At 36.2% G+C, this 25,506-nt stretch carries 39 protein-coding genes and 1 riboswitch; of the genes, 23 read left to right on the top strand and 16 right to left on the bottom strand.

Features of this window, described 5'->3' with window-relative positions:
- Window positions 1-127: 127 nt before the first annotated feature.
- The 16 genes from H3T96_RS08650 to H3T96_RS08725 all read right to left on the bottom strand — a co-directional run bounded on the left by H3T96_RS08650 (window position 128) and on the right by H3T96_RS08725 (window position 9,995).
- A complete protein-coding gene (locus H3T96_RS08650) occupies window positions 128-802 on the bottom strand; it encodes a 7-cyano-7-deazaguanine/7-aminomethyl-7-deazaguanine transporter (protein WP_086308603.1) in 675 nt (224 codons plus the stop codon).
- A gap of 47 nt (window positions 803-849) precedes the next feature.
- Window positions 850-1,503: a 7-cyano-7-deazaguanine synthase QueC gene (gene queC, locus H3T96_RS08655; RefSeq protein WP_144092195.1), complete on the bottom strand. Its 654-nt coding sequence runs from the start codon at window positions 1,501-1,503 to the stop codon at window positions 850-852.
- Between the two features lie 27 nt (window positions 1,504-1,530).
- Window positions 1,531-2,004: a preQ(1) synthase gene (queF, locus tag H3T96_RS08660; RefSeq protein WP_039126153.1), complete on the bottom strand. Its 474-nt coding sequence runs from the start codon at window positions 2,002-2,004 to the stop codon at window positions 1,531-1,533.
- Between the two features lie 2 nt (window positions 2,005-2,006).
- Window positions 2,007-2,051, bottom strand: a riboswitch (PreQ1 riboswitch).
- Window positions 2,052-2,269: 218 nt separating this feature from the next.
- The gene (locus H3T96_RS08665) at window positions 2,270-2,632 is read right to left on the bottom strand and encodes a Mor transcription activator family protein (protein WP_198248632.1); all 363 of its coding nucleotides are present in this window, start codon (window positions 2,630-2,632) and stop codon (window positions 2,270-2,272) included.
- 3 nt (window positions 2,633-2,635) lie between these two features.
- Window positions 2,636-3,142, bottom strand: a complete 507-nt coding sequence (locus H3T96_RS08670; RefSeq protein ID WP_144092197.1) for a hypothetical protein — start codon at window positions 3,140-3,142, stop codon at window positions 2,636-2,638.
- A 10-nt stretch (window positions 3,143-3,152) separates the two neighbouring features.
- Window positions 3,153-3,554: a gp16 family protein gene (locus H3T96_RS08675; RefSeq protein WP_144092199.1), complete on the bottom strand. Its 402-nt coding sequence runs from the start codon at window positions 3,552-3,554 to the stop codon at window positions 3,153-3,155.
- Between the two features lie 179 nt (window positions 3,555-3,733).
- The gene (locus H3T96_RS08680; protein WP_144092201.1) at window positions 3,734-4,072 is read right to left on the bottom strand and encodes a DUF5406 family protein; all 339 of its coding nucleotides are present in this window, start codon (window positions 4,070-4,072) and stop codon (window positions 3,734-3,736) included.
- Complete coding sequence (locus H3T96_RS08685) at window positions 4,065-4,208, bottom strand: hypothetical protein (protein ID WP_186279255.1); 144 nt, start codon at window positions 4,206-4,208, stop codon at window positions 4,065-4,067. Before H3T96_RS08685 ends, H3T96_RS08680 begins: the two co-directional genes overlap by 8 nt.
- A gap of 14 nt (window positions 4,209-4,222) precedes the next feature.
- Complete coding sequence (locus H3T96_RS08690; RefSeq protein WP_144092203.1) at window positions 4,223-4,504, bottom strand: hypothetical protein; 282 nt, start codon at window positions 4,502-4,504, stop codon at window positions 4,223-4,225.
- A gap of 2 nt (window positions 4,505-4,506) precedes the next feature.
- On the bottom strand, window positions 4,507-5,112 hold the full coding sequence (locus H3T96_RS08695) for a DUF3164 family protein (protein WP_144092205.1): 606 nt from the start codon (window positions 5,110-5,112) through the stop codon (window positions 4,507-4,509).
- A 15-nt stretch (window positions 5,113-5,127) separates the two neighbouring features.
- Window positions 5,128-5,406 (bottom strand): hypothetical protein, encoded by a 279-nt coding sequence (locus H3T96_RS08700; RefSeq protein WP_144092207.1) that lies wholly within the window; start codon window positions 5,404-5,406, stop codon window positions 5,128-5,130.
- Window positions 5,406-6,635 carry an ExeA family protein gene (locus tag H3T96_RS08705; RefSeq protein WP_198248633.1) on the bottom strand — a complete coding sequence of 410 codons (1,230 nt, stop codon included), beginning with the start codon at window positions 6,633-6,635 and terminating at the stop codon, window positions 5,406-5,408. The genes H3T96_RS08700 and H3T96_RS08705 overlap by 1 nt, the downstream gene beginning before the upstream one ends.
- Window positions 6,635-8,416, bottom strand: a complete 1,782-nt coding sequence (locus H3T96_RS08710; RefSeq protein WP_144092211.1) for a DDE-type integrase/transposase/recombinase — start codon at window positions 8,414-8,416, stop codon at window positions 6,635-6,637. Before H3T96_RS08710 ends, H3T96_RS08705 begins: the two co-directional genes overlap by 1 nt.
- A gap of 24 nt (window positions 8,417-8,440) precedes the next feature.
- A complete protein-coding gene (locus tag H3T96_RS08715; RefSeq protein WP_144092213.1) occupies window positions 8,441-9,442 on the bottom strand; it encodes a hypothetical protein in 1,002 nt (333 codons plus the stop codon).
- Between the two features lie 10 nt (window positions 9,443-9,452).
- Window positions 9,453-9,758: an IclR family transcriptional regulator gene (locus H3T96_RS08720; RefSeq protein WP_144092215.1), complete on the bottom strand. Its 306-nt coding sequence runs from the start codon at window positions 9,756-9,758 to the stop codon at window positions 9,453-9,455.
- A gap of 45 nt (window positions 9,759-9,803) precedes the next feature.
- Window positions 9,804-9,995 carry a DNA-binding protein gene (locus tag H3T96_RS08725; RefSeq protein ID WP_025315766.1) on the bottom strand — a complete coding sequence of 64 codons (192 nt, stop codon included), beginning with the start codon at window positions 9,993-9,995 and terminating at the stop codon, window positions 9,804-9,806.
- Between the two features lie 93 nt (window positions 9,996-10,088).
- Between H3T96_RS08725 and H3T96_RS08730 the strand changes: the two genes are divergently transcribed.
- The 23 genes from H3T96_RS08730 (at window position 10,089) to H3T96_RS08840 (ending at window position 25,479) form a co-directional block, all read left to right on the top strand.
- Window positions 10,089-10,505 carry a helix-turn-helix domain-containing protein gene (locus H3T96_RS08730; protein WP_144092217.1) on the top strand — a complete coding sequence of 139 codons (417 nt, stop codon included), beginning with the start codon at window positions 10,089-10,091 and terminating at the stop codon, window positions 10,503-10,505.
- A gap of 1 nt (window position 10,506) precedes the next feature.
- Complete coding sequence (locus H3T96_RS08735) at window positions 10,507-10,974, top strand: hypothetical protein (RefSeq protein WP_144092219.1); 468 nt, start codon at window positions 10,507-10,509, stop codon at window positions 10,972-10,974.
- Window positions 10,958-11,356 (top strand): hypothetical protein, encoded by a 399-nt coding sequence (locus H3T96_RS08740; protein ID WP_144092221.1) that lies wholly within the window; start codon window positions 10,958-10,960, stop codon window positions 11,354-11,356. Before H3T96_RS08735 ends, H3T96_RS08740 begins: the two co-directional genes overlap by 17 nt.
- Before the next feature lie 140 nt (window positions 11,357-11,496).
- Window positions 11,497-12,363 carry a hypothetical protein gene (locus H3T96_RS08745; protein WP_144092223.1) on the top strand — a complete coding sequence of 289 codons (867 nt, stop codon included), beginning with the start codon at window positions 11,497-11,499 and terminating at the stop codon, window positions 12,361-12,363.
- 8 nt (window positions 12,364-12,371) lie between these two features.
- A complete protein-coding gene (locus H3T96_RS08750) occupies window positions 12,372-12,617 on the top strand; it encodes a hypothetical protein (RefSeq protein WP_144092225.1) in 246 nt (81 codons plus the stop codon).
- Window positions 12,604-12,999, top strand: a complete 396-nt coding sequence (locus H3T96_RS08755) for a hypothetical protein (RefSeq protein ID WP_144092227.1) — start codon at window positions 12,604-12,606, stop codon at window positions 12,997-12,999. The genes H3T96_RS08750 and H3T96_RS08755 overlap by 14 nt, the downstream gene beginning before the upstream one ends.
- A gap of 78 nt (window positions 13,000-13,077) precedes the next feature.
- A complete protein-coding gene (locus tag H3T96_RS08760; protein ID WP_144092229.1) occupies window positions 13,078-13,494 on the top strand; it encodes a putative holin in 417 nt (138 codons plus the stop codon).
- A gap of 2 nt (window positions 13,495-13,496) precedes the next feature.
- On the top strand, window positions 13,497-14,120 hold the full coding sequence (locus tag H3T96_RS08765; protein WP_144092231.1) for a transglycosylase SLT domain-containing protein: 624 nt from the start codon (window positions 13,497-13,499) through the stop codon (window positions 14,118-14,120).
- Entirely contained in the window at window positions 14,113-14,568 is a 456-nt protein-coding gene (locus H3T96_RS08770) for a hypothetical protein (protein WP_144092233.1), read from the top strand. The genes H3T96_RS08765 and H3T96_RS08770 overlap by 8 nt, the downstream gene beginning before the upstream one ends.
- Before the next feature lie 104 nt (window positions 14,569-14,672).
- Entirely contained in the window at window positions 14,673-14,873 is a 201-nt protein-coding gene (locus tag H3T96_RS15065) for a TraR/DksA C4-type zinc finger protein (RefSeq protein ID WP_186279256.1), read from the top strand.
- Complete coding sequence (locus H3T96_RS08780) at window positions 14,870-15,172, top strand: DUF2730 family protein (protein WP_144092237.1); 303 nt, start codon at window positions 14,870-14,872, stop codon at window positions 15,170-15,172. Before H3T96_RS15065 ends, H3T96_RS08780 begins: the two co-directional genes overlap by 4 nt.
- A 6-nt stretch (window positions 15,173-15,178) precedes the next feature.
- Window positions 15,179-15,475 carry an ArsR family transcriptional regulator gene (locus H3T96_RS08785; protein WP_144092240.1) on the top strand — a complete coding sequence of 99 codons (297 nt, stop codon included), beginning with the start codon at window positions 15,179-15,181 and terminating at the stop codon, window positions 15,473-15,475.
- A gap of 2 nt (window positions 15,476-15,477) precedes the next feature.
- Window positions 15,478-16,026 carry a phage protein Gp27 family protein gene (locus H3T96_RS08790; protein WP_144092242.1) on the top strand — a complete coding sequence of 183 codons (549 nt, stop codon included), beginning with the start codon at window positions 15,478-15,480 and terminating at the stop codon, window positions 16,024-16,026.
- Window positions 16,026-17,705, top strand: coding sequence for a hypothetical protein (locus H3T96_RS08795; protein WP_144092244.1), 1,680 nt, complete (start codon window positions 16,026-16,028; stop codon window positions 17,703-17,705). Before H3T96_RS08790 ends, H3T96_RS08795 begins: the two co-directional genes overlap by 1 nt.
- Window positions 17,705-19,198, top strand: coding sequence for a DUF935 domain-containing protein (locus tag H3T96_RS08800; RefSeq protein ID WP_144092246.1), 1,494 nt, complete (start codon window positions 17,705-17,707; stop codon window positions 19,196-19,198). The genes H3T96_RS08795 and H3T96_RS08800 overlap by 1 nt, the downstream gene beginning before the upstream one ends.
- A complete protein-coding gene (locus H3T96_RS08805) occupies window positions 19,191-20,420 on the top strand; it encodes a PBECR2 nuclease fold domain-containing protein (RefSeq protein WP_144092248.1) in 1,230 nt (409 codons plus the stop codon). Before H3T96_RS08800 ends, H3T96_RS08805 begins: the two co-directional genes overlap by 8 nt.
- Window positions 20,421-20,473: 53 nt before the next feature.
- Window positions 20,474-20,956: a phage virion morphogenesis protein gene (locus H3T96_RS08810; RefSeq protein WP_144092250.1), complete on the top strand. Its 483-nt coding sequence runs from the start codon at window positions 20,474-20,476 to the stop codon at window positions 20,954-20,956.
- Window positions 20,957-21,187: 231 nt separating this feature from the next.
- Window positions 21,188-22,264, top strand: coding sequence for a peptidase (locus tag H3T96_RS08815; RefSeq protein ID WP_144092252.1), 1,077 nt, complete (start codon window positions 21,188-21,190; stop codon window positions 22,262-22,264).
- A gap of 63 nt (window positions 22,265-22,327) precedes the next feature.
- Entirely contained in the window at window positions 22,328-22,687 is a 360-nt protein-coding gene (locus H3T96_RS08820) for a DUF2190 domain-containing protein (protein WP_144092254.1), read from the top strand.
- Between the two features lie 61 nt (window positions 22,688-22,748).
- Window positions 22,749-23,675 (top strand): phage capsid protein, encoded by a 927-nt coding sequence (locus H3T96_RS08825; protein ID WP_144092257.1) that lies wholly within the window; start codon window positions 22,749-22,751, stop codon window positions 23,673-23,675.
- Window positions 23,676-23,747: 72 nt separating this feature from the next.
- A complete protein-coding gene (locus tag H3T96_RS08830) occupies window positions 23,748-24,248 on the top strand; it encodes a gp436 family protein (RefSeq protein ID WP_198248634.1) in 501 nt (166 codons plus the stop codon).
- Window positions 24,245-24,694 carry a hypothetical protein gene (locus H3T96_RS08835; protein WP_144092261.1) on the top strand — a complete coding sequence of 150 codons (450 nt, stop codon included), beginning with the start codon at window positions 24,245-24,247 and terminating at the stop codon, window positions 24,692-24,694. Before H3T96_RS08830 ends, H3T96_RS08835 begins: the two co-directional genes overlap by 4 nt.
- A gap of 23 nt (window positions 24,695-24,717) precedes the next feature.
- Window positions 24,718-25,479, top strand: a complete 762-nt coding sequence (locus tag H3T96_RS08840) for a hypothetical protein (RefSeq protein ID WP_144092263.1) — start codon at window positions 24,718-24,720, stop codon at window positions 25,477-25,479.
- The last annotated feature ends 27 nt before the right edge of the window (window positions 25,480-25,506 follow it).

The following is a 25,506-nucleotide window of genomic DNA, read 5'->3' on the forward strand; positions in this document are numbered from 1 at the left end:
AATTTTTGAAAGAATCGTTGATCTGTGATTATTGGAAAGTAGTATTACTCACATTTAGAACTTATTGCGTTATCAATAAGTTCTAAATGTTGACAATTTCAGAATTATTAAGCAAAAACTGGTCGATTTATTGCTTTTTTGCAGTTAATTTTTTTAAGATAAAATTCAAAATAATTCCATATAATGGTAAAAAGAATAAACCACAAATTAAGATTTTAAAACTATAATCCATTAACGAAATTTCACCCCAATGATTAGCCATAAATTCATCACTACTTTTGTAAAAGGCAATAGCAAAAAAGACAATAGTATCTATACCATTACCAAAGATTGCTGAAGCTGAAGGTGCTACCCACCAAAATTGATTTTTTCTTAAATAGTTAAAAACAGTAATATCCATTAATTGCCCAACTAAATAAGCTGCAAAACTGGCTAATGCTATGCGAAAAACAAAGCTATTAAATTGGGTCAATGCTGACCAACCTACCCAATGGGTTTCGAAAAATAGAACCGAAATCAGATATGAAAACAGTAAAGCGGGAATCATAACCACAAAGATAATTTTTCTTGCCAAACTGGCACCAAAAATACGGATAGTTAAATCAGTGGTTAAAAAAATAAATGGAAATGTAAAGGCTCCCCAAGTAGTATGAAATCCAAAAATATCAAATGGAATTTGCACCAAATAGTTACTGGAAGCAATAACAATAATATGAAAAAAAGCTAACCAGCCTAGTGCTTTATGCTTTTGCTGTCGAGTAAATTGTTTTTCAATCAATTGTGAATGAACGTTCAAATACATATTTGTTTCCTTTTTTAATGGGGTGAGAGAACCCAGATAAATATTTTTTAAGTTTTGGCCAGATATTCTTGTAGACCTTTATCACGCAGCATACAACTTGGACATTTACCGCATCCCCCTTCTACACCGTAATAACAGGTATGAGTATTTTGACGAACATAATCAAGATAACCCAATTTATCAGCCATTTCCCATGTTTGAGCTTTAGTAAGATACATCAACGGGGTTTTAATATTAAACGCATAATCCATCGCTAAATTCATAGATACATTCATGGATTTAATAAAAATATCACGACAATCTGGATAACCACTAAAATCGGTTTCACATACGCCGATAATAATATCTTTAATATCTTGCTGTTTGGCATAACAACCGGCTAACAATAAAAACAGCATATTACGACCATCGACAAACGTATTTGGATAATCGCCATCTTGTGCAGCTTTAATTTCTTGTGAATCGTCAATCAAAGCGTTATTGGTCGTCTGTTTAATAACCGATGTATCAATAACGGTTTGCTTGACACCTAAATCTTCAGCAATCCATTTAGCTTTATCTAATTCAATACTATGACGTTGACCATATTGAAAGCTGATAGTTTCAACATTTTCACGTCCATAATCGGCAATGGCTTGTAATAAACACGTAGTCGAATCTTGCCCGCCAGAAAATATCACGAGTGCTTTACGATTTTTCATTAAAAAATTCCTGTCAGATTGAACAAATTAGCGATTATCGACTTTTTCAGGATAAAGATCATGATTCGCTAAACGATTGAGCGCAATTTGCTCCCACCGAGTATCAGCTTTACCATAATTGGCATAAGGATCAATTGAAATACCTCCACGTGGTGTGAATTTACCCCACACTTCAATGTATTTAGGATCCATTAATTTGATCAGATCTTTCATAATGATATTGATGCAATCTTCATGGTAATCACCATGATTACGAAAGCTAAACAGGTATAGCTTAAGAGATTTGCTTTCAACCATTTTGATGTTAGGCACATAAGAAATATAAATTGTGGCAAAATCAGGTTGCCCAGTAATAGGACAAAGACTGGTAAATTCCGGACAATTAAATTTAACAAAATAATCATTACCGGGATGTTTATTATCAAAAGTTTCCAGAATTTCTGGACTATAGGTTGTTGGATAGCGAACAGACTGATCGCCTAATAATGTAACGTTACTCATAATTTTCCTTAGTTTTTTAGCGTGGGAGGTTCACGAACCACGAGACAAACCGCACACATTACTCTTTTTTACAAAAAAAGTCTAGAATATCGTTCTTAACCCTTGTGATTAAACATATTGAAATAGAACATGATAAATAATAACAGAATGATGAGATAAATGGGATATAACAAAATAAACAGGGAAATAATGAAATTGTTTTTTGAAAAAGTGTTACAAAATATGAAATAAAAAATTGCCTAAAAATTTTTGCTCTAAAAATTGATTAGGCATCGTTGAAATCAAATAAGGTTGGTTGTTTTTCTTTTATCATTCTTTTGTGAACACGATCGATTACCTTGCGAATGCCTCGCTCTGTCATATTATACTTTTGACTAAGTTCTGCGTAATTGTTACCCTTGAATGAATCATAAATCTGCAAGTCTCGCTGATTTAATTTAAAAATGTAATCGCGTGGGAATGTGAAATTTTGACCACCAAATAATTCTGAAATTGTATTTGCAATGCTATCACCTAACTGTGCTGCAATATCTTCAGGTAAACCGTAATCCATCGCATCGTTAGCTACAGATAATGATACATGTGTTAGTAATTCATGACGTTTAATAGACATTGCAGACTTAGTCATAATTTACGCTCCTGTTTTCTTCTTATACCAATCTAGTGCACCAGGTATATTTTTTTCTAATTTATTAAAATCGATACCGGCTCTATACATCTGTTCAAAATACTCTTCATTACTACTACGAATTGGTTTGTCTTCTTCTTTATGTTCAACATATGCAAATAAATGCTTAGTTGATTCATAAACAGATTTTAAGTAGTTATGATTTTTAAACGGTTTATACTCACTAGTTAAACGCTTAGCGTGAATATTATTAACTGTTTCTCGTAGTGCGTGAGCTAGATGCCTGCTTGGTTGATATAATTTTAGAACTTCATTAATTAAGTTTACTGCTCTAGAATTACTCAAATTTGATTTTTGAGTACGAAATAAACCAATATAGGCAATCATCGGTTTAGCACAGCCATAGTTTAAATTACTTACTAATATAAGTAGTTCCCTGCCAGAATCATCTTCCATCAATGCTTCTAAATTAATTTCGTTATGACAAATTGGGCAACGTGTTAATTTCATGCCTCTTCCTTTATATACGTGCTTGCCAACATTTTAGACTTTCAATTACAACCATTGCTTGCTTTTCAGTCAGCCAATCCATCACTTCAACACCAGTCATACGTTTTACATATGAATTGATGGCTTTTTCAGAACGGTTTTTTACTTTACCTGCCTCAGCTAGTTTTAGCCATAATGAGCGTATTTTTTTGTGAACAGGTTCTGTAGCAGTTATCTTTCCCGCTTTTTTTGGTGGTTTAACTTTAAAACCTTTTGATTTTAGATTATCTAGTACTTTTTCTAATTCCCGAATTGTCATCATTTTAGTGCTGCTTTTTTTGGTTAGCGCTTGTAATAGATGGCGATATGTATCGTCATCTATATTTAACTGGGACTTTGCAATGTGAATTAATCTTATATATTTATGCTTCATAGATTTTATCCTTAAACAATAAATTATTGATTTTAACTTGATGTATTCAGCGTATAGCTCGTCGTATAAATTACCGTCAATATATCCCTGACCGTCAGTTATGCGCATAAACGAATGTTCATGGCTTATCGAAACATGATGGTCAGGTATATATCGAATGGGATTTGAAAACCTATAATTTATTCCCATAACTTACCTTTTTGATAGGAAATGATTTCTGCACTAATTAGAATTGATTCCAACCATTCCTCTTCGTTGTTTTCTTCATCCCAATCTTGTAATGTAATTCCATCGGTATTGGTTAGATTTAAAAATGCGAATCCTTTTTTTTCATCAAAAATAGAATCGTAAACTTTTTTAATAGCGAATCTGAATGAGTTCATTCCGTAACTATTTATTTCAACGTCAATTATAAATTCAGCTCTATAATTCCATACGCCAAAAATCAATTTTATTTTTTGTTTTGCTCTATTGAAATTTGCTACATAATTTGGATCAAAGTTAATTAAATTAGTCATCTGCAAGTTCCTTTAGCTCGTCAATGATTCGGTCAGCTTCGCATTCAGATAATCCGCGTTCTTTGCAAATCGCTATAAAATTAGCAATGTTGCTTAATATAAACTGATGTAAAATATAAAAATCTTGCTGTTGCATTGTTGCATCCTTTATTAATAGGTTTCAAAACCGTTACATCTTTCAAAGAACTCAATAAATATTTGTTTGCCTTTTTCGGGATCACTGCCAAACCAAAATTCAGTTGGTTGCCAATTTTTAACAGCTTCAGCACATTTAATAGCTTGTTTTTTAGTGGCATAGATTGGATCGTTTGTTAACGGTGGATTATTTAAAAACTCTTTAATTATTGATGTTTTTAACAAATGAAACCAAGTGCCATTAGGTACGCTGAAGCAATAGCATGATTTGCTTTTCGGGTTGAATTCAACAGTCATAATTAAACTCCCGCAATATCTAGTGAAATATTATTGTATTTACCTAAATGATCCTTTTCTTTAAAATTGATATATGTTTTAGATACAGCAATGCGTAATGATTCTGATATTGCATCCATAGCTTGTTCCCAGCGTTTATCTTGGATTTTTATTCGTCTTAATGACAATATCCGCCCAGTGTTGAGTTCACCCTCTTTATCAACTTCAAATGCATCTGTAATTAACGTTTTTAAATTTTGATTGGCATCTTTAGCCCAATCATTGAGACATTCATCAATAATTTGTTTTGCAATTTGTAATTCTGGACCAAATGTCAGTGTGTCTTGTACTGCAATACGTATCTGCATAGAGCCATCAAACGTACTAAATGTGACATTACCTTTTTGCCCACCAATTTTTCGATTGTATTTTTCAGCTAATAACCCCATAAATGCATAACAATCATCAAATGCATTTTGTTTAAATTGCCGTAACACTGCTTGCAGTTCTTTAGCTTTACTTACTTGCTTATGTACGAACGCATCCATTTCAATATCATGTTCATTAATTTGTTTGATTGGAACTAAACGACCCTTACGATCTTTTAAATATTTATTTTCTTCTAACATGATGTCACTCCTCAATTAATGTAATCGGCTTATATCACGCTCTTTCCATACTATCCGGCAACCGTTTAGTTCAAATTGCCCGAATCTGTAATAGCCTTCATGTCGGTAATATATTGCTGTACCAGTGGCTATAAACTTATTGCATTTTGGATGGTGTTCGATTTCAATTGTTGGTTTTGATAGCGAATCATGATAAAAACCAATAACCGTTAATTCTTCATTGGCTAATGTGTTGATTGCTTTATTGACAGCATTTATAGCATTATTGATTACTTGATTATTTACCTTTTTCATTACATATCTCCACGATCTTTGATACACTCAATAATTATTTCACCTGTAACTTTTGGTGCACCAATGCGTGCAGCTAGATTTAGTGCGTTAGAAACAAGGTTATTTACTGCTAGCGGGTAACATAATGACCGCACTTGCTTTTCACCTCGACGTGTTGTTGCAACACGTAATCGGTTGATGATTTCATTAAATGCGGATGCGTCAAATAATGCTGAATAGTCCATATCAACACGTGCAAATTTATGCTTGATATACTCTTCGACTTTGAAATCCAACGGTTTAAGATTTACCACTTCACAACGTTGCACAACTTCACGAACTTCTGGGTTATATTCTGATAATTTTGTTTGCAACTCTGTTTGTCCAATTAGGATAATTGACAGTAATTTTTTAAAACCCTCTTGGAGTTCATAAAATCTTTTTAGATGTTTCAATGTTGGAATTGGCAATCCGTGCGCCTCTTCAATTATCAGCAGATGTTTACGACCTGATAATGCGCTGTTCTTGAGTAACTCATGCATTTGACGAGCACGTGCCTCAGCACTTCGACGTGGTTTTGCTTGCGGGTTAATAGAGCTAATAATCGCACTACTAATATCCATACTTTTGAGCGACTTACCTTTAACTTCATTGTCCTCTAAACCTAGTACGTATGGTTCAATAACCGTTATGGGTTCATGATTGATATTGATGAAATCAATCAGATCGTGACGCAATGTTGATTTACCACTACCACTTTCACCAATAACAGCTAACATACCGCCGTGCTGAGCGGTTTGACGCATTGCGGCACGAACATAACGAATATCATCGGATAGATAAACGTCGGCATCTTCGGTCATTTCATCCGTAAATGGATCTCTAGGAATGCGAAAATGAGCACGTGCATCTCGATTTATTGTTTGTTTTCGTAGTAACATATATGCTGACTCCTTTGTTAATTTCTCATTTGAGTCAACTGACACAGCGTCGTCCGCCAAGATTTCGGCTGTGTCAGTTTCTTCTTCAAAAATATTTAGCAAATAATCATTGCTTAAACCTAATTTTATTAATGCTCTTTCAATTTTCTGCTCTAGCTCTGCACGTTCAATAGAGCGTGGCCAGATGTTGCGATTCACAATTAAATTAATAACGGCCTGACTTATGCAATTACCCCTGTATTCAATGCACTTAGCTAACTGTGCTTGCTTGATATTGAATTTCTTCATTACATTTTTTAATTTCAACATTATTTAACACTCCTGAATATTCCTGTTGTACCATCACCTACAGCAATAGGTGTTTTGAATGTATGAATTAATGAATCCAATGAGTCTTCTGGCACACCATCTTTGTAACGTGCTGATAACCATTTGTTTTCATCAGTTGTTAATTTGCGACCGATTTCACAAGTAATCCGCATTAAAGCTGCTGTTAGCGTTAATGTTGTGGTAGCTGGCTTTAAATGTTCCGGTGTATCAATTTCACTTCCTTTTTGTTCGAAATAAGCTGGATGATTAATATCTTCTAGATAACTGAGTGTATTGAGTTTGCCACCGAACGGTGCAACTTGTTTTTGTTTTGCCTTTTTGATTTCATCTTCGGTCATGTCAGGGTATGCAACTTGATCCATTGCTTTCGCTGCTTGTTCAATTTCGGTGTTACCTTTAGATTTATATTCCTCGCCAATGACTGGAGCATCTAAACGTTGTCCAAATTTATCAAAATTGCGGTCTGGCTCAACCCGATAAATCAGTGCTTCGCCATCATAGCGTGGCACCTCAATTTGAATAGCACAATCACCGTATACCAATGAACGCACACTGACTTTATCTTTCACAGCGATACCATCTAAACCTTTTAAACTATAAATCAACGAACTATCAGCTTGTGGATGTTTAAAACTAATGGTTAAATCAGCTTTAACTTGTCGCTCTTGCTCGCGACTTGCCATTAATGCCTGACAAACTTCTATTGATGGTAATGTGCGTAATTGTTCTGCCGTAATATGTTGCCAAAGTGATTGACGTGACACGGGTTCAACAAGTCCAATGCGACGTAATCGGGTATCTTGCCCCGGTAAACGATTGGCGTTATATGCTTCCGCCCAGTTCATTGCTGCATGATTTAACTCTTCAATACTACTGACAGGTTGAAACTTTAAACGGCTTTCAAATTGTGTTTCGATGATATTATTGGCATTTTCAACACCACCTTTAGCTCTTGCATTACCGGCTTCGTGTTCTAGATACTTAACTTCTAAATGGTCTAGCAAATTCTTAATTGCTGATGATGTATTAGCCGAACCTTTATCCCAGTAAAGCAGCTGTGGCACACCATGAAATAAACGTCCATCTTGCTTACCCCAGGCGAACATTAAAAACTGGAATAATGAATGCTGATTTTCGCCTGCAGCTTCGACATACCACGGAATAATGACACCTGATGCTCGATCATACAGCGTATAGCGCCAGACTTTATATTTAACTTTTGCGTAGTTTTCTAACTTGTTTTTATAAAAATCACGATCACGCATAATATGCTGTTTATCTTTCATGTAATAAATTAGGCATAGAGATGGATCTACTTCGTGTACATGATTGGGATGTAATGCTCGTAATGACTGGACGGGATTTGCCACTTGTTGTGCTTTTACATTCATTTTGCGAACGCGTAATAATCTTGCAAAATGATTAGTACTTACACTAATTTCATAACCATTTTGTTTTGCGATACTTGTTGCGGTGGTAGTAAACATAGTTTGTTTACCATTATCACGCACTGATTCTTTACATATTGCCCCGACAACATTTAAAGAAACATCAGAAACACTTGTATCACCTTTATCAGATCTACATTTTCGATCACTTGACCAACCACAAAATTCTTTTAATTGTCGATAAATGGTTTGCTTAGAAACACCTAAAAATTCTTTAGCTTCATTCATAATAGTGCTTCTTGAACCAAACTCTGTCTTATCTAGCTTAATTGCTAATTCATTTAAATAGTTGCGAATATTAGGTGATACCATTTTTAATTCCTTTGATATGAAATATCATTTATATAAATCTTGGACATTCTCATTTACTAAAGATTCTTGTCGTTGTTGGGCTTCCATAATATCGCTGTCAAATTTGTTCCAAAGTTCACGATGCACATAACGAGCTTGATCTAAAGTTAATACGGCCGAACCATTTAACGTTAATAATGCTATTTGCATTGATTCGGGTAATGAATATGGTTTTTCAGGATCGTAATCAGGGTCATTTTCCATTATATCGAGCATTAATTTATACATTATGTCTACATACTGCCTTTGTTCTTCAAATAGCTTATCTATGCGTGATTGGGTTTCTGCTATTTGTTTTTTAAACGGCTCTAAACGCTCATCAAGTGGCACGGTTTTCATTTCAAATTGAGCTAATTTTATCGCTAGCTCTTCTTTTTCTTTAGCAACATCAGCATTACGTTTGCTAAGCGCCTTGTAGTCAGCTTGTAAATTGCTGTTTTCTTTTTTGAGCAAATCTTTTTCTTTATTGTTTTTGGAAATAAATTCTTCTGCTAGTTCAACTAACGATTCTTTATCACCAGCTTTCGCTACTTCAATCAGTGCCGTTTTTTGGTCTTCCGGTAATTTACGATATTGGCGTAATTCACGATAACCGATACCCATGCGAGACATGGATTCTAGAGCTTCTTCTCCAAGTGAATGTAAATTTGCTATCGCTTCATTTGCATGTTGTGGAGTCCAACCTAGCAACTTGCAAAAACCTTCCCATGTATTTTTTGAAGACGAATCTTCACTTTTATTATTTGTAATATACTGATATAGCTTATTTTCTTTTACATAAGATAATTTAGAAATGAAGACGGTATTCGAAAATTTAGCAAACGCATCAGCCATCTGGGATTGGCCTAACAATTGATTAACTAAGTCACGTTCTTCATTATATTCACTTTGAATAGAAGTAAAGTTGTTCATTGCATCATTAATCCTTTGCTCATCAATTGCTGGTAGTTCTATTGCTTCTTTAGTTGGATTTGCTATTCTTGCCATTTTGGTATCCTTATCTTGCACCAGCTGTAATACGTTGGTTTATTTCATTTATTTGATCTTGCATTTTAGAAATGTGAACTGCATGAGCTTGAGCAATCTGTAACATTTGTACACTATGAGCAAACAGTCCGTTATCAAGCTTAATAACTAACCCTTCTTCGATTAGTGTTTGTAACGACCGTGTAACATTTACTGGTGATTCATTTATCATTTTTGCAATATCACCATTTGATACGCCAGTCAAAGTATAGCCTTTCAATGCTTTTAGCACTTTTAAGATTCGTGTACCAGAAGTAGAAATTTGTGATTTATGCATGTTTTTCTGCCTTTTGCTGTATATGAAAAACTGTTACAATCAGTGTTAGCAGGCTTGTTTTAAGCCGAGTTTTACTGCTATATCGTGTGTTTTACCACGATGAGCGCGGCTTAAACCATTTAGAACGTTATAAACAACAACTGGGTGGTAACCATTTTCAATCGCCCAAGATTTGATGGTTTTACCTCTTTGTTGAAATTGTTGTTTAACTTGTTCGGGAGTGAGAACGTTTGGCATTTTTATCTCCTTTGATATAAGTTATTAATAACTAATTTATAATTTATATGATATATTTTGTGACTTTTAAATCACAAAGTCAAGAGGTATTTTGTGACTATTACATCACCAAAAGATAGAATTAAAGAAGAGCGAAAGCGGTTAAAATTAACTCAGGCTGTAATTGCTGAGTTATTTGGTATTCAGCGTGAAACATGGAGTAGATATGAATCGGGAGTAATTAGCCCCGGAATGGATGTCTTGATTGCGTTTTCGAAACTTGGTGCTGATATCCAATATATTTTAACTGGTGAAAAACAATTAGGATTAATCCTAACTAAAGAAGAAAAAGAATTATTAGATTTATATCGCAATGCTCCAATAACAATTAAAGCTGCTGCTCTCGGTGCTTTAACAGCTGGCACAGCGCAGCAAAATTCTAAACAAACTATTGGCAGCGTTAGCGGAGGACAGGTTTCAGCGGAAAATATCAATAACTATAATATTGGTTTTAAAAGAAAAAGGGGATGATGTGGAACAGCGTATTAATAATGTTTTTGATGGCCAAGTGGCTAATAATATTTATAATATCTGTATAGAACTGAAAAATAATCAGCTAGATGTGAATCAATTATCATTTAACGAACTGTTAGATGCGGTATGGAGTTTTAAGGCAGAAAATAGAATAATAATAAGACGAAAATATTTGAATGTTCCGTCGGTTTCTATTGTTTTACTTTCCTTGTTTTTATTTTTGGTTGCGCTATTAAATGTAAAGTCTATTCTAACAAACGGTATATCAAACTCTTTCTTTTCAAGCAACACCTTGTTTGTTATTGTTTTCATTTCTATCATTTCGCTCTCAATTTTATCAATGTTGTTATATTCTCAAACTAAATATTTAAATCCGATTTTGGTTGAAAACAATACAGTAATTTACGAATTAGAACTTGAAATTCAAAAAAGAAAATTGAGGAACGAAAATGAAAATAATAAATAAAATATCCTGGTTATTTTGTATTTCAATTGTATTTAGTGTTTTTTGGCTAGTTGGCTGTGATTCTCACCCAGAATATGAGAAAAGAATAAAAAATTATATGATGGGTAAACTGAAAGATCCTGATAGTGCGCAATATATATTTAAAGGCTATATGCGCGGAAAAATAGATGGTCATGATGTAACTATTTATGTTGTATTTATTAATGCTAAAAATGGATATGGTGCGTTTACTGGTTATCAAGAATATGAATTTGCAATCTACAAAAATCCATCTGAAATAAGTGGATTACATTTATCCCAAGGTGGAGTTGAGGAAGTTAGCCATTTAACAAACACTGATAGATTTGAGGTTATTGAGAAAATGAAGATTATTAATGATTAATTTATAATATATCCTTAAAGTTAAGTTGATTTTGGAATTAGCAGAAACGCTAAAAGTGCAAATGGCGTTTATAGCAATTAAATGAAGTTAAAAAAAGAATTGTAGCGGATAAGAAGTATTTTTACATAAGGAATTAAATAATGACAAACCAAACAGAATTTTCAATTGTATACGGTGGTGATGCATACTCTCATAATCAGATTGACGCTAGAATATTAGGTAATGCACTTTCTTCATTAGCCACACTAATAGAGCATTCAGATAAATTATTAAATGGTGAAGGTGTATCCCCTAAACTTACAGTAAAGGCTCACAAAGAAGGATCTTTTGAAGTTATTTGTGAAGCCATTGGTATATCAATGAATACCTTAGAAGCTTTAGGTTTAACAACAGGTGCAGCAACTGCAATTGGTTCTATTTGGGCTGCGCTTGAAATAATCAAAGGTAAAAAGATAGCAGAAATTAACACAGATAAAAGCTCTGGTATATCTAAATTAATAGTTGGTAATAAGGAACTTGAATGTACAGAAGATGTAAAAAAATTACTAACAAGCCAAGCTATAAGAAAAGAAATTGACCAGTTAGTTTATAAACCATTACAAACTGAAAAATCATCTTTATTTAAATTAAAATCAGATAATCAAGAAATACTCACAGAAGTAGAAAAAGATTCAGCAAAAAGCTTTAAAAGAAAAAATGTTCTTGTCCAAAAAGATATAGAAACAGAAACAAGAGAAGTGAATATACATTTTGCGAAAGTTAATTTTTCTTCAGTAAGAGGATGGAGCATTATTTTACCAGATGGAGAACATATTACAGTTGCAATGAATGACGAAAATTTTTTAGAACGAGTTAACACAAATCAAATGAGATTTTCCAAAGATGATTTATTTGTTGTATCATTACGAATAGAAACAGTAAAAGAAGAAGATGCTATAACAAAAACAACTTATTCTATTGATAAAGTTATTCGGCACCGTGCTGCAAAAGAACGTAGAATAATTTAGGTGAAATCATGTCTGTTCTTGACATTATAATATATACCACTCTTTTTATTATAATCCTATTATTTGTAAAAGGGGTTATTGTAAGAATATATGCTAAATTTAAACCTTTAGAGTATATTCAATTAACTGTAACTGATGAAAATGGGGTAAAACACAACAAAAAAATTTATATCAAAGATGAAAAATTACTTGATAATATATTAGAAATAAGGCGACTCCAAAAGTTAGCACAGGAGAGTAATGGTGCTAAATAAAAATGCTTATCTTGCTATTCAAGCAATTTTAATTTCACTAATAACCCCTCTCTTGAATAAACTATGTTTATTGCATTCTTTGATACAAGAATATAGTTTGGCAATTCCGGGAATAGCTTTTGGTATTTCATATTATATTTGTACTTTTTTACCTCGTTTTTCATTTAAGAGCTTAGAGCAAGTTATTGCTGAAAGTGCTCAAAAAAAACTTATAAATAAAATAGATGAAAGGTTAAAAAATCCTTCATTAACAAAAGCAAAACGACAAGAATTAATTGAATTAAAAAATGATGTTTATAATAAAGAGTTAGATATATACCGAATAAATGTAAACGCTAGTATGAAAGATCTTGAGTCAACCTTAAATCAAAATAAGGAATAATCTGCCCCCGTTCAAATTACATTCCAAGTAAGTAAGATCATAATAACCTCATATGTTTAATAATTATGAGGTTTTTTTATGAAACATCCAATAAAAAAATTATCCCAAATTCGTTTACTTAAGTGGTATTTAGTCGCCATTACTTTATTTGCAATTATTACGTTGCTCTCACCTCAACAGTTGCCTGTTGTTGCTTATAAACTGGCTTTAGTCTTGCTTTCTGCCGTGATTGGTTACCACCTAGACCGTGCGCTTTTTCCTTATGCATCTCCTGGAGGTTATTTATATAACGATTGGAAAGAGTTTGGTCCTGATTTTTATACCAAGCAATATATTGAGTCTTTAGAAAAAAATGAACAACCAGAGGCAATAGATTCAAAAATGTGTGCGGAATACCCTGTTCTTGATGAGTATCGAACCCTGTTTGCGGTTGTTCTGATTCGTCGGGCGTTGATTGTTTCCGCTGTGATTTTTGGTGTAACACTTGGATTATAGCCATGCGTTACTTAACCTTACTTATTGTATTTATGCTGTTTAGTTGTCATTTAGCGCCTGCGATAGCATCTGTGCCTAATGATGCTAAGCAACATCAACGGGAACTGACACGTAATGCACGAGCAATATTTGGTCTTGATGCACCTGTTTCATTATTTGCAGCGCAAATTCATCAGGAATCTCGATGGAAAGTAAACGCAAAATCACCAGTAGGCGCACAGGGGCTTGCTCAATTTATGCCTACAACGGCGGATTGGATTGCAAATGCTTATCCAAAAACACTGGCAAATAATGAGCCTTACAATCCATCATGGGCACTGCGTGCCTTAGTTCAATATGATTATTGGTTATATCAACGCGTAAATGAAACTGCTAGTGATTGTGATAGATGGGGATTCACGCTCTCAGCATATAACGGTGGGCTTGGTTGGGTGAATCGAGATCGTCAGCGAGCAAAACGAGAATACCAAGATGCAACTCATTACTGGGGGGTAGTTGAAAATATTAATGGCGGTCGCAAAAACGTGAATTTTAAAGAAAACCGTAATTATCCGATTCGCATTATCTACCGTTGGCAACCTGTTTACATAGCTGAAAATTGGGGTTTAGGAGTTTGTGATGATTAAAAATATATACAAATTAATCAAAAACTTTTTTGTGGTCAATAAAAACTATTTTTTAGTAATTGCATTAGTAATTACATCCGTCATAACAGCCTATAGTTTTGGTGTTAATAATGGAAAACAGAAACAGGCAATAACACAAGCCACACAAACAATTAACGTATTAAATCAATTGATTGATAGTACTAAACATCTAACTAAAAATGCTGTTGATGCCAGCTCAGCATTATCACAACAAATGGCAGAAAGGAAATTATATGATGATCAATCAACAAATGCGCTACGTGATGCACTTAATTCCACTGCTACTAACCGTAGTAATTGTGTGTTTGATGATCGTGTCTTGCAATTTATCGACTCAGCACGCACCCGTGCAGCTGAAGCAACAACAAATGGTATTACCAGCACAACTAAACGTGCCATGCGAAATACCAGCTCAACGCAGAAATAATACAGCAGATGCTTTAGCTGAAGTACTAAAAGAATTATACGACCAATATGGACAATGCTCTGGTCGTTTTATTGAATTACTAAAATATATTAATGAGGTAAATAGTGGACAACGCTGATAGAGCATCAACATTAGAAAACGATGCACGTGAACGAGCCATCGCTAATCATCAAGTCAGAACAGGGGTGTCAAGTTTTTATTGCCGAATTTGTGAAGAACCTATAGCAGAAAAACGTCGAAAGGTTTTAGTTACCGATTTATGTATTGGGTGTGCAGAAATAGAGGAAAAAAGGAATAAACGATGAATTTTAATGAGCTCACTTTCAATTGGCAGTTCCTGCAATGGGCTGTAATGGCGGTAGTTGGTGTTTACTCGTGGTTAATTGGTCGTCAATCGGCTAGCCAAAAAGAACTACTAGACTTACGTATTCGGGTAACACAAATTGAAGAAACGGTTAAGTCGTTGCCGACTCAACATCAAGTAACTAAATTGATTGAGAAATTAAGTAGCAATGAAGCTACTTTAAATCAATTGTCTGATCGGCTTTCGGGATTATCTCGTCAATTAGATAACATTAATCAATTTTTATTAAAAACAAAGTGAGGGATTATGAGTTACGCTGAATTTTTAAAAGAAGATCAACGTTTGGTTATTTTGCGTATCTTATATGAAATGCCGAGCTATAGCAGTAATTCTAGCATTATCTATAGTGCGTTAGATCATTACGGTCACGCTATTAGTCGTGATCAGGTTAAAACACATTTAAGTTGGCTGGGACAACAAGACTTAATTAAAACCGAAACAATCGGTAGTGTTATTGTTGCACGTTTAACCGATTTTGGTGCTGATGTGGCTACCGGTAAAGTTGTTGTGCCTGGTGTAAAACGTCCAAATGCAGGGGCGTAATTATGGGACGTAAATCAACGATCCACAAATTAGAACCTGAAGTTCGTTCATACATTGAAAAACTATTACGAGCTGATCAGTTAACACTGGATGAAATGATTACAGAACTGCAACAAAAGTTTCCAAGTACTGACACACCCAGCCGTTCCAGTCTTCACCGCTATCAAAAAGGCTTTAATGAAATGACTAATAGTTTACGTGAAATTGAAACAGCATCACGTATTCTGGTTGATGAGCTTGGTGACAGTGTTGATGATAAATCAGGAGCACTACTTGCTCAGGCGGTTACAACGCTAGCTACACGAGCGGCATTTAAAGCGCATGAATCAGAAGATATCACTATTAAAGAAATTAGTTTTTTAGCTAAAGCCGCTAAGGAAGCTATGCAAGCTAGACAACTTAGTTTTAAAGAACGGCAGGAAATTGAAAAAGCGGCACGTGAAAAACTATTGCGTGAACAAGAATCTAATTTAAACAGTGTCGCAAAAGCTCAAGGGCTTGATGAGCAGTCAATCTTATTCTGGAAAGAAAAAGTACTGGGAATTAAATAATGAAAAAATTGGCGACAACAGTTAGAGAGGTTGAATGGGATGAGTTACCGCCAAGGGCAAGGGATATTCCGGATGGATTTAATCCACTAGCTAATGGCGTTTTAATGCAACATCAAATTGATTGTTTGAAAATTAAAGCTTCAATTCTAGCAATACCTAAAGGCCGACGAACTGGTATTACTTTCTCATTTGGTTTTGAAGCTGTTTTGACAGCCGCTGCTCGTAAATCAGCTGGTGGAATGAATGTTTTCTATATCGGTGATACAAAAGAGAAAGGCCTTGAGTTTATTGGCTATTGCTCAAAGTTCTCAAAAGTAATAGCTGAACAGCAATCATCACTAGTTTCCAATATTGAAGAGTTTTTATTTGAAGATCAGGATGAATATGGTAACACTCGCAATATTACTGCTTATCGTGTTCGTTATTCCTCTGGTTTTCAGATAACAGCATTATCTTCTCGCCCTGCAAATATCCGCGGTTTGCAAGGGTTAGTTATTATCGATGAAGCTGCATTTCATCAAGATGTGCAAGGTGTGCTGGATGCTGCAACAGCGCTATTAATTTGGGGTGGCAGAATTATTGTTATTTCGTCGCACAATGGTAAATCCAATCCATTTAACCAATTTTGTATTGATATTGAAAATGGGTTATATGGTGATACAGCAAAAACATATCTAGTTACGTTTGATGATGCTGTAACAAATGGTTTATATGAGCGTGTTTGTTATATGAAAAACGAAACCCCAACCGCTGAAGGTAAAAAGAAGTGGTATACAACTATCCGTAATTCATATGGACCAAACAAAGCAGCTATGCGAGAGGAGCTTGACGCAATACCTCGTGATGGCGCCGGCGTATGTATTCCGGGTGTTTGGATTGATAGAGCGATGCGAGAAGAAAGACCTGTTGTGCGCCTAATTTGTGGTGATGACTTTGCAGCTAAAGATGAGTTAGATCGCATCGCATGGTGTGATAATTGGATTTTTCAGGACTTAGATCCATTAATTGCTACATTAAATAATCAGAATGAACATGTCTTTGGCATGGACTTTGCCCGTCACCGCCATTTTTCAGTTATATGGCCAATGGAGATAGAACAAAATTTGACGCGAAAAGTTCCTTTTTGCATTGAGTTAAACAATGTACCCTCAGCACAACAACAGCAAATTTTGTTTTACATTATCAGTAAGCTACCACATTTGATGGGAGGAGCTATTGATGCTACCGGACCGGGGATGGTCTTAGCAGAATATACTGCAGATAAATTTGGGCGGCCATTTATTGCGGAAATTAATCTAAACCGTCAATGGTATGGCCTATGGATGCAAAAATTTATCAGCGCATTTGAGGATGGTGTAATTGATATTCCACGGGATTTAAATATTGAACAAGATCTGCGGGCAGTACGTTCTGTTGACGGTATTCCTATGGTACCAAAACTAGAAAGAAAAGATTTAAAAGATCCAGATCTTGTCCGCCATGGTGACTCTGCAATCGCTGGTTGTTTAGCCTGGTATGCCACTTTAAATAAAACGGCACAAATTGAGGGACAATCAACTGGTGAGCGAGATATTTATCATCAGCTATATGGCTATGTGAATGATTCATCATTCGGACAATTCACTAATACCGGCTTTGGTACCGTTCGTGGTGGGAATGATTTTGGAGGATTTATTTAATGTTGAATTGGTTTAAAAGTGGAAAAAAAACAAAGATTGAAACTGGCCGAGAATTAGCCGGAACAGGTGATGGTAATGACATTACGCGCCCATTTGTGGGTCCATTGGCTCAATCTGATGACAGTGTTCTAAAAAATCGTGGTGGCGGTCGTTTAGATATTTACAAAGAAGTTTTAAATGATGATGAAGTGAAATCGGCATTTACTCAGCGTCAAGATGCTGTTATATCTCGTGAGTGGAAAGTGGAACCCGGAGGCGATAAACCGATTGATATTGAAGCAGCTGATGCAATGAGCGAGTTATTAAAATCGGTTGGGTTTGACCGAGTGACTAAACTAATGCACTACGGTGTTTTTTACGGTTATGCTGTGGCGGAGTTAATTTATGGCATCAAAGATAATCTATATTGGATTGATGATATCAAAGTTCGTGATCGCCGTCGTTTTCGGTTTACTCCAATGGGTGAACTGCGCTTATTAACGCCCAATAATATGCATGAAGGTGTTGCTTGTGATGCACCGTACTTTTGGCATTATGCAACTGGTGCCGATCATGATGATGAACCGTATGGCCTAGGCTTGGCTCATTGGCTTTACTGGCCAAGCTTTTTTAAACGCAATGATATTAAGTTCTGGCTAATTTTTCTGGAAAAATTTGGTATGCCAACGGCAGTGGGCAAATATAGTACAGGTGCAACACCTGAACAAAAACGGGACTTACTGTCACTCACTCGTGCAATTCAGACCGATTCAGGCATCATCATGCCAGATGGCATGACGCTTGAATTGCTACAAATAGCACGCTCAGGCGCAGGCGATTACAAAGCGTTTTACGACTCAATGAACGAAGCAATTAGGCGTGTAACCGTTGGACAAATTACTTCCTCAGGTGGTGCATCTAGTTCAATCGGCGGAGATGAATCATTACAGGCAGCTGTGCTTGCATCAATAGCAAAATCAGATTCTGATGTTATGTGTGAATCGTGGAACCGCGGACCAGGAACATGGTTCACACAAATGAATTTTCCCGATGCTGCTGTTCCTCAAGTTTCACGCATTTTTGATGAGCCTGAAGATCTGAAATCGCTATCCGAACGGGATAAGAACATTATTGAATCGACAGGCTACCGCCCAACATTGGCTCATGTGCAGGATACCTATGGTGGTGAATGGGAAAAAAAACAACCAGAAGAGCTGATTAATGCACAATTTTCAAAAAACGTTGATTTTTCCGAACAGCAATCAAATGCCTTTGCACCTGCATTGCAAGCAAATCGTTTAAATTCGGAAATACAACCAGCTACCAACCAATGGATTAATCAAATCAAAGAACTTGTTGATAATGTTAAATCGTTAGAAGAATTACGTGATAAATTATTTGAGTTAATTCCAGATATACAACTTGATGATTATGCTGAGGTCATGGCGCAAGCATTAACCGCTGCTAATTTAGCAGGACGAAAAGAATTAATTGAGGATAGCAATAATGGCTAATGTGGCATATGGCTCTTTGCCATTTAAAGAACAAATTGAATTTTTTCGTCGTAAAGCGAATGTGCCTACAAACAGCTATGCTGATATCTATAACGACGAACACGATTACGCGTTTGTTGTGGCAGGAGCTAATCGTAATGCATTACTAAATGATTTCCGTGCAGCAATTGATAAAGCAATTAGCCAAGGCACGACACTTGAAGAATTTAGAAAGGATTTTGCCGAAATAGTCGAAAAACACGGTTGGAGCTATAACGGCAGTTTCAATTGGCGTTCCCGTGTCATCTATGAAACCAATCTAAATTCATCTTATCAAGCTGGGCGTTATCAGCAATTGCGTGATGCTAAGTTTCCTTATCTTGAATATTTGCATAGTGATTATGTTGAGCATCCTCGTGAGCTTCATGAGTCTTGGAACCATTTAGTATTAAATTTTAATGATCCGTGGTGGGATAGCCACTTTCCGCCAAACGGGTATGGTTGCCAATGTCGCGTTCGTGGACGAACTAAAGGTGATTTAAAAAGGATGGGTAAGGATGGCCCCGATACTGCCCCAACAATAAACTGGGTTGATAGAGTTATCGGAGAAAATAGCGATGATCCCAGAATTGTTAGAGTACCTGAAGGGATTGATCCAAGTTTTGAACATATTCCAGGACAGACAAGGCTTGATACATTCGTACCTAACCCTCTTGATAGTGACCCAACATTAAAACTTGGCGTGCCATCTGTTAAAGCTGTTGATGAATGGCCTTCCATACGTGAAGTTAGTAAAAATAGGTTATTAGAAAAAGGTTTAACTGAAGAAGATTATGCCACTATTTTCTTAAATCAATTTGGTGCAACGTTAACCAACCCAGCTATTTTTAGAGATGTAGCGGGTGAAGCACTAGTAATCGGCAAACAGCTTTTTACTGTCAGTAAAACAGGTGAACTAAAAGTGACTAAGCGCGGTCATGAACAATTTTTATTGTTACTAGCTGATTCGTTAAAACTACCGGATGAGATTTGGACGAGAATGGAATACTTTGATCATCTGCAAAAATCGGTAGTTCGTCGGCGTTATATCTCACGCGTCAGGATTGATGGTGAAGATAAACCGATGCTGGCAATATTTGAGGTTGGTGATGACGGTTGGCTCGGAGTTACAACATTTGCACCGGATAATCCTGATTACCTAGAGCAATTGCGAGTTGGTATTAGAGTGTTTAAGCGACAATAAAACCTAACGTGTCTGCGATTGGGTAGGCAGCTTGTGGGATTGGAGGTCCTAAAATGACTGGCGTAAATATTGAGTTTAATATACAAGATGCATTGGATGCCTTGATTAAAATAGAATCAAACCTTGATGATATGCACGGATTATTTAGTCATATAGGTGAAATATTGCTTGATATTCATGAAGCACGCTTTAATGCGCAAGAATCACCAGACGGCGTGCCTTGGCAATCTCTTTCACCATGGTATCAAGAATCTAAACCAAAACAGAAGGATAAAATATTGACACTGGACGGTACGTTACGCAGTACACTGCGATGGCAGATTGAGGGTAATACACTGTTATTTGGTACCAACTTAGTTTATGGCGCAATTCATCAATATGGTGGCACAATTAAGCCAGTTACTGCAAAAGCGTTGAATGTTGGAGGACGTCCAGTAAAACAAGTTGTAATTCCAGCACGTCCATGGCTTGGTGTTAGCGCACAAGATAAATTGCTGTTAGTTGATGTCGTTCGTGAACATCTTGGTTTCACATAAAACGCAATTTAACGCGTTTTAAGCCACTTTACTAAAAAAGACTAATCAGTTTATTTACGAATCGCTTTAATCGTGTTGTAAATGCTTTATAATAAGTTTTTAACGTATATTTCTTTTATTGTTTTGCCAATCCACTTTCCAAATCATTAAAAAATTATCTGCCCGCGTTCAGATTACCCTTTTCTCAAAATAGATCATGATGCTCTATATCAATTTATTGGAGCATTTTTTATGGCACTTATTCCCGTTTTTAAACCCGGCACGCACACAGCTGTTGATGGTCGAAGAATCACGTTCACTTTAGAGAACTGTGTTGATTTAGCAGAGAGCTATGATCCAAGTTTATCTGAAGCACCCGCTGTTATTGGTCATCCAAAACTAACCGCACCAGCTTATGCTTGGGCTAAATCATTCGAAGTAAAAGACGGTTTGGTATATGCCAAGTTAGATCAGATTAATCCAGAATTTGCTGAAGCATATAATGCGGGCAGCTATAAAAAACGCTCACTTTCAATTTACCTACCTGATTCACCAGGCAACCCAAAACCAGGTCATTATTATGCTCGTCATATTGGTTTTCTAGGTGCAGCAGCTCCTGCTATTAAAGGCTTGCCTGACGCCAGTTTTGCGGAGTCTAAGGGTGAGCTAGGTGCTGCTGAGTTCTCTATGGCCGATGAAGAATTTGACGAAAATCTGATTTCAATTTTATCAAATTTACGTGACTTATTGATTGAGGAAATCGGTATTGCTAGTGCTGACCTATTTTTACCGCAATGGCGCATTGAATCATTGCGTGCAATATCTGACCGAAAACAAAAGGAGAAAGAAATGCCACAACCTAATTTAGACGCAAGCTTTGCCGAACAACAGGCTGCAATTGATGCTAAAAATGCAGATTTAGCAGCACGAGAGCAAGTATTATTTAAAAAAGAACAGAAGCAAAAACGTGATGAATTCATATCATTTGCAGATGAACTAATAATCGCAGGTAAGTTACTACCAACACATAAAACCTCAGTTGTTGAAGTGCTTATGTCACTTGGTAATGAGCCAATCTCATTTGCTGAAGGTGATACAACTGTTAATGCTTCATCCGCCGATTTAATCAAAAAAGTTCTTTCAGAACGCCCGGCGTTTATGAACTTTTCAGAAAAATCTGCGGCTAATGACGAAGGCGAAATTGATACCCAAGATCCAAAAGCGATCGCCGAAGCTGCTGCTGCATATCAAAAAGAGCAAGCAGACAAAGGTAATGCTATTTCGATCAGTCAAGCTGTAGCGCATGTAACTAAAGAGAAAAAACAATAGATTGCTTTATCAATTATCAATAACTCAATTTAATCAAACAAGATAAACAAAGGTTCAGAAAATATGAATATTCCAGGATTAATAGTAGCAAAAACAGCTGAAGGCGAAGTTAAACCTCGTGTAATTGTGTGTCATGGTAGTGAAGACGGGCTAGCAAAACAAGCAACTGACGGTACCGCATTACTAATTGGTGTATCAACAATTGTTGGTGGTGCTAACGGTGACGTGTTTGATGTTGTACGTAGCGGATTGGCACAAGTTTTTTATAGCGAAGCAATTGCTTTAGGTGATCCAATTACTGCGGCAGCAGATGGCAGAGCGAAAAAGGCGGCGGCGGGTGATTTTATTATTGGCTACGCTGAGGAAGTTGGCGATACCGATGAATTAGGCTCTGTATGGATTGCTCCGAGTAAACAAGCATAAACCATTTTATTTAACTAACGAACTAAGAACATTAAAAAAACAAGTTTTAGGAGAATATACCATGCAACGCCCTTTTCCCGTTGAACCACAGCTAACTGCAATAGCGATTGCATACCGAAATAACAAGTTAATAGCTGATGAAGTATTACCTCGTGTACCCGTTTCTAGCACATCATTTAAATGGCTTGAATTTGATTTTTCAGAGCGATTTACTTTGCCTAATACCAAAGTTGGTCGGACGTCACAACCAAATCAAGTTGAGTTTAGTGCCAAAGAAAAAGAAAGCTCAGTTGAAGATTGGGGACTCGATAGCCCTGTCCCTCAAGATGATATTGATACAGCTATTACAGGCTATAACCCACTTGGTCATGCCGTTGAAGCCACGACTGATTTAATTTTGTTAGATCGTGAGGTTCGAGCTGCAAATTTGCTATTTAATGGTGCAAATTACAGCAATAAACAAACATTAACTTCTGCACAGCAATGGAATAATCCTGATAGTGACCCAGTAGCATTAATAACGGATGCATTTGATGCAATGGTTCAGCGTCCAAATATTGGCACATTAGGGCGTCGAGTTGCCACAATATTACGTCGTCATCCAAAGATTGTTTCAGCATATCATGGAAATGCCGGTGAAAGTGGTTTAGTTCCTCTCGGATTTTTAGCTGACTTATTAGAGTTAGAAGCGATTTATATTGGTGATGCATTCCTAAATAGTGCTAAACCTGGTAAATCACCAACCCTATTACGTGCATGGGGCAATAAAGCTAGTTTCACCGTTCGCAATAAATTAGCAAATACTAAAGGTGGTGTGACGTTCGGTTATACAGCTCAATTTAAAGATCGTGTTTCGGGTTCGATTGTTGATCCTGATATCGGTTTACGTGGCGGTCAACGTGTTCGAGTTGGTGAGTCAGTCAAAGAGTTAGTTGTAGCTAAAGATGCGGGCTATCTGTTTGAAAATGTTATTCCGGTAAATGGCTAATAATGTGAACTAAAACCAACAATAAATTATTGTTGGTTTGAGGGAGATAAGATGAATGTTCCATATATTACATTGCTTAACCTCGCTGAGCGCCCGGGTCTTATTGAACTGTCGCAAACAGTTGCTCAAGATGGTGAAATCCCTGTTTCGAGTGATTTACTTAGTACAATTATTCATGAACAAGATACGTCTTCCTGGTCGACGGATGATGTGGCTGCGGCTCATGCAACGATTTCGCGCATTACTGAGTCAATCAACGATTCGGAAGCTGAAATCAATGGTTTTTTGCGTCAGCGTGGGCATAAGCTGCCATTAACTGTTGTGCCTCGATTATTGACAGATTGGGCACGCATTATTGTTCGTTACAAATTGCATCGCAATCGTGTTTCTGATGAAAAAAGCGATCCAATTGTACGTGACTATAAGCAAGTTTTGGCATTTTTAAAATTGGTGGCAGAAGGCAAGTATTCACTGGGTATTGATGACAAATTACCACCAGCTGGCGGGGTGCCAAGACAAACAGGTCCGACTCGTATTTTTGATATGGATACACTTAGGGATTTTGGGCGATGAGTAGCGCACCATTTGATGTATCAGTCATTGCAGAAAAACTAAAAGGTTTAATGTCTGATAAAACCTTAGTTTTTGTTGGTACTAGTGCTGAATACAGTAAATTGACCGATTTAACTTCGGCGCCAACTCCGGCTGCTTATGTATTGTTAGGTAAAGAAACACCGAATGATAAGCCAGTTAGCACACGGCAATCAGTGACTGTCAATTTTGGCGTAGTAATTGTTGCTCGTGATGTTTCAAGTCGGGCTACGAATATTCAAACTGTAAAACAGTTAGCAAATCCGGTTATAGGTGCTGTGCGTGATTTGTTAATTGGTAAAACAGTTCAGTTTATTGATGGAGTACGCCCTATTAGCTGGGTTGGTGGGCAGACATTAGGCTTCCAAAATGGTGTGTTAGTGTGGATTGATTCATACCAAACCCAACATTTTATTGGTAGCCGATAGATAAATAATTTTAGGAGAAATATATGTCAGATTTATTAATGAGTTTGCAAGGTACAATTAATCTTGCTACCCGAAATACTGCAAGTTCACCTGTTCGCCCTAATGCGTTTCGACATGTTGGAACTGCTGATTCATGCGAGATGGAACTGAGTGTTGAAACAGTAACACAAAATGAATCATATACGGGTCAACGCTTGCAAGTTGGTGAATTAACACTGGGCAAAAGTGGCACTCTGAACCTCACATTAAAAGATTGGTCAATTGAAAATATTGCTCTCGCGCTCTATGGTGAAGTAATTACAGTTAATTCTGGTATAGCAACTGATGAAAAATTGCCAGATGGATTAGTTGTTGACGACCGCATCAAATTAGCGCATCCATTTGTGTCAGATGTTGAATTAAAAGCTGTTGATGGTTCGACTTTAATTTTGGGTACCGATTATGAAATTGAATCAGCGCATGCGGGGTTAATCAAACTATTAACTACACCAGCATTAACTGCAACAGTTGATTATTCCTATGCTCAGACTGAAAACCTAGGCATTTTCACTCGTCAACCACCAGAACGCTGGTTTATGTTAGATGGCATTAATACAGATCGCGATGATGAACACGTTATTGTTGAATTATTCCGCGTCAAATTTAATCCAATCTCAAATTTTTCATTACTACATAACGAAGGTTATGGTGAACTACCGTTAACTGCGACTGTTCTGGCTGATATGAGTCAAACAAAATCCAGTTCTCTCGGTTATTTTGGTTCATATATTCAAAAAGCAAAATAATAAACTAATGATTAATTATTCATTGCG

The sequence above is a fragment of the Gilliamella sp. W8136 genome, assembly GCF_016101285.1.
Taxonomy (GTDB): Bacteria; Pseudomonadota; Gammaproteobacteria; order Enterobacterales; family Orbaceae; genus Gilliamella; species Gilliamella apicola_N.

Excerpts from the sequence above, each read along its gene's own strand:
- H3T96_RS08650 (WP_086308603.1), bottom strand. The coding sequence starts at position 802 with ATGTATTTGAACGTTCATTCACAATTGATTGAAAAACAATTTACTCGA.
- queC (WP_144092195.1), bottom strand. The coding sequence starts at position 1,503 with ATGAAAAATCGTAAAGCACTCGTGATATTTTCTGGCGGGCAAGATTCG.
- queF (WP_039126153.1), bottom strand. The coding sequence starts at position 2,004 with ATGAGTAACGTTACATTATTAGGCGATCAGTCTGTTCGCTATCCAACA.
- H3T96_RS08665 (WP_198248632.1), bottom strand. The coding sequence starts at position 2,632 with ATGACTAAGTCTGCAATGTCTATTAAACGTCATGAATTACTAACACAT.
- H3T96_RS08670 (WP_144092197.1), bottom strand. The coding sequence starts at position 3,142 with ATGAAATTAACACGTTGCCCAATTTGTCATAACGAAATTAATTTAGAA.
- H3T96_RS08675 (WP_144092199.1), bottom strand. The coding sequence starts at position 3,554 with ATGAAGCATAAATATATAAGATTAATTCACATTGCAAAGTCCCAGTTA.
- H3T96_RS08680 (WP_144092201.1), bottom strand. The coding sequence starts at position 4,072 with ATGACTAATTTAATTAACTTTGATCCAAATTATGTAGCAAATTTCAAT.
- H3T96_RS08685 (WP_186279255.1), bottom strand. The coding sequence starts at position 4,208 with ATGCAACAGCAAGATTTTTATATTTTACATCAGTTTATATTAAGCAAC.
- H3T96_RS08690 (WP_144092203.1), bottom strand. The coding sequence starts at position 4,504 with ATGACTGTTGAATTCAACCCGAAAAGCAAATCATGCTATTGCTTCAGC.
- H3T96_RS08695 (WP_144092205.1), bottom strand. The coding sequence starts at position 5,112 with ATGTTAGAAGAAAATAAATATTTAAAAGATCGTAAGGGTCGTTTAGTT.
- H3T96_RS08700 (WP_144092207.1), bottom strand. The coding sequence starts at position 5,406 with ATGAAAAAGGTAAATAATCAAGTAATCAATAATGCTATAAATGCTGTC.
- H3T96_RS08705 (WP_198248633.1), bottom strand. The coding sequence starts at position 6,635 with ATGTTGAAATTAAAAAATGTAATGAAGAAATTCAATATCAAGCAAGCA.
- H3T96_RS08710 (WP_144092211.1), bottom strand. The coding sequence starts at position 8,416 with ATGGTATCACCTAATATTCGCAACTATTTAAATGAATTAGCAATTAAG.
- H3T96_RS08715 (WP_144092213.1), bottom strand. The coding sequence starts at position 9,442 with ATGGCAAGAATAGCAAATCCAACTAAAGAAGCAATAGAACTACCAGCA.
- H3T96_RS08720 (WP_144092215.1), bottom strand. The coding sequence starts at position 9,758 with ATGCATAAATCACAAATTTCTACTTCTGGTACACGAATCTTAAAAGTG.
- H3T96_RS08725 (WP_025315766.1), bottom strand. The coding sequence starts at position 9,995 with ATGCCAAACGTTCTCACTCCCGAACAAGTTAAACAACAATTTCAACAA.
- H3T96_RS08740 (WP_144092221.1), top strand. The coding sequence starts at position 10,958 with ATGAAAATAATAAATAAAATATCCTGGTTATTTTGTATTTCAATTGTA.
- H3T96_RS08745 (WP_144092223.1), top strand. The coding sequence starts at position 11,497 with ATGACAAACCAAACAGAATTTTCAATTGTATACGGTGGTGATGCATAC.
- H3T96_RS08750 (WP_144092225.1), top strand. The coding sequence starts at position 12,372 with ATGTCTGTTCTTGACATTATAATATATACCACTCTTTTTATTATAATC.
- H3T96_RS08755 (WP_144092227.1), top strand. The coding sequence starts at position 12,604 with ATGGTGCTAAATAAAAATGCTTATCTTGCTATTCAAGCAATTTTAATT.
- H3T96_RS08760 (WP_144092229.1), top strand. The coding sequence starts at position 13,078 with ATGAAACATCCAATAAAAAAATTATCCCAAATTCGTTTACTTAAGTGG.
- H3T96_RS08765 (WP_144092231.1), top strand. The coding sequence starts at position 13,497 with ATGCGTTACTTAACCTTACTTATTGTATTTATGCTGTTTAGTTGTCAT.
- H3T96_RS08770 (WP_144092233.1), top strand. The coding sequence starts at position 14,113 with ATGATTAAAAATATATACAAATTAATCAAAAACTTTTTTGTGGTCAAT.
- H3T96_RS08780 (WP_144092237.1), top strand. The coding sequence starts at position 14,870 with ATGAATTTTAATGAGCTCACTTTCAATTGGCAGTTCCTGCAATGGGCT.
- H3T96_RS08785 (WP_144092240.1), top strand. The coding sequence starts at position 15,179 with ATGAGTTACGCTGAATTTTTAAAAGAAGATCAACGTTTGGTTATTTTG.
- H3T96_RS08790 (WP_144092242.1), top strand. The coding sequence starts at position 15,478 with ATGGGACGTAAATCAACGATCCACAAATTAGAACCTGAAGTTCGTTCA.
- H3T96_RS08795 (WP_144092244.1), top strand. The coding sequence starts at position 16,026 with ATGAAAAAATTGGCGACAACAGTTAGAGAGGTTGAATGGGATGAGTTA.
- H3T96_RS08800 (WP_144092246.1), top strand. The coding sequence starts at position 17,705 with ATGTTGAATTGGTTTAAAAGTGGAAAAAAAACAAAGATTGAAACTGGC.
- H3T96_RS08805 (WP_144092248.1), top strand. The coding sequence starts at position 19,191 with ATGGCTAATGTGGCATATGGCTCTTTGCCATTTAAAGAACAAATTGAA.
- H3T96_RS08810 (WP_144092250.1), top strand. The coding sequence starts at position 20,474 with ATGACTGGCGTAAATATTGAGTTTAATATACAAGATGCATTGGATGCC.
- H3T96_RS08815 (WP_144092252.1), top strand. The coding sequence starts at position 21,188 with ATGGCACTTATTCCCGTTTTTAAACCCGGCACGCACACAGCTGTTGAT.
- H3T96_RS08820 (WP_144092254.1), top strand. The coding sequence starts at position 22,328 with ATGAATATTCCAGGATTAATAGTAGCAAAAACAGCTGAAGGCGAAGTT.
- H3T96_RS08825 (WP_144092257.1), top strand. The coding sequence starts at position 22,749 with ATGCAACGCCCTTTTCCCGTTGAACCACAGCTAACTGCAATAGCGATT.
- H3T96_RS08835 (WP_144092261.1), top strand. The coding sequence starts at position 24,245 with ATGAGTAGCGCACCATTTGATGTATCAGTCATTGCAGAAAAACTAAAA.
- H3T96_RS08840 (WP_144092263.1), top strand. The coding sequence starts at position 24,718 with ATGTCAGATTTATTAATGAGTTTGCAAGGTACAATTAATCTTGCTACC.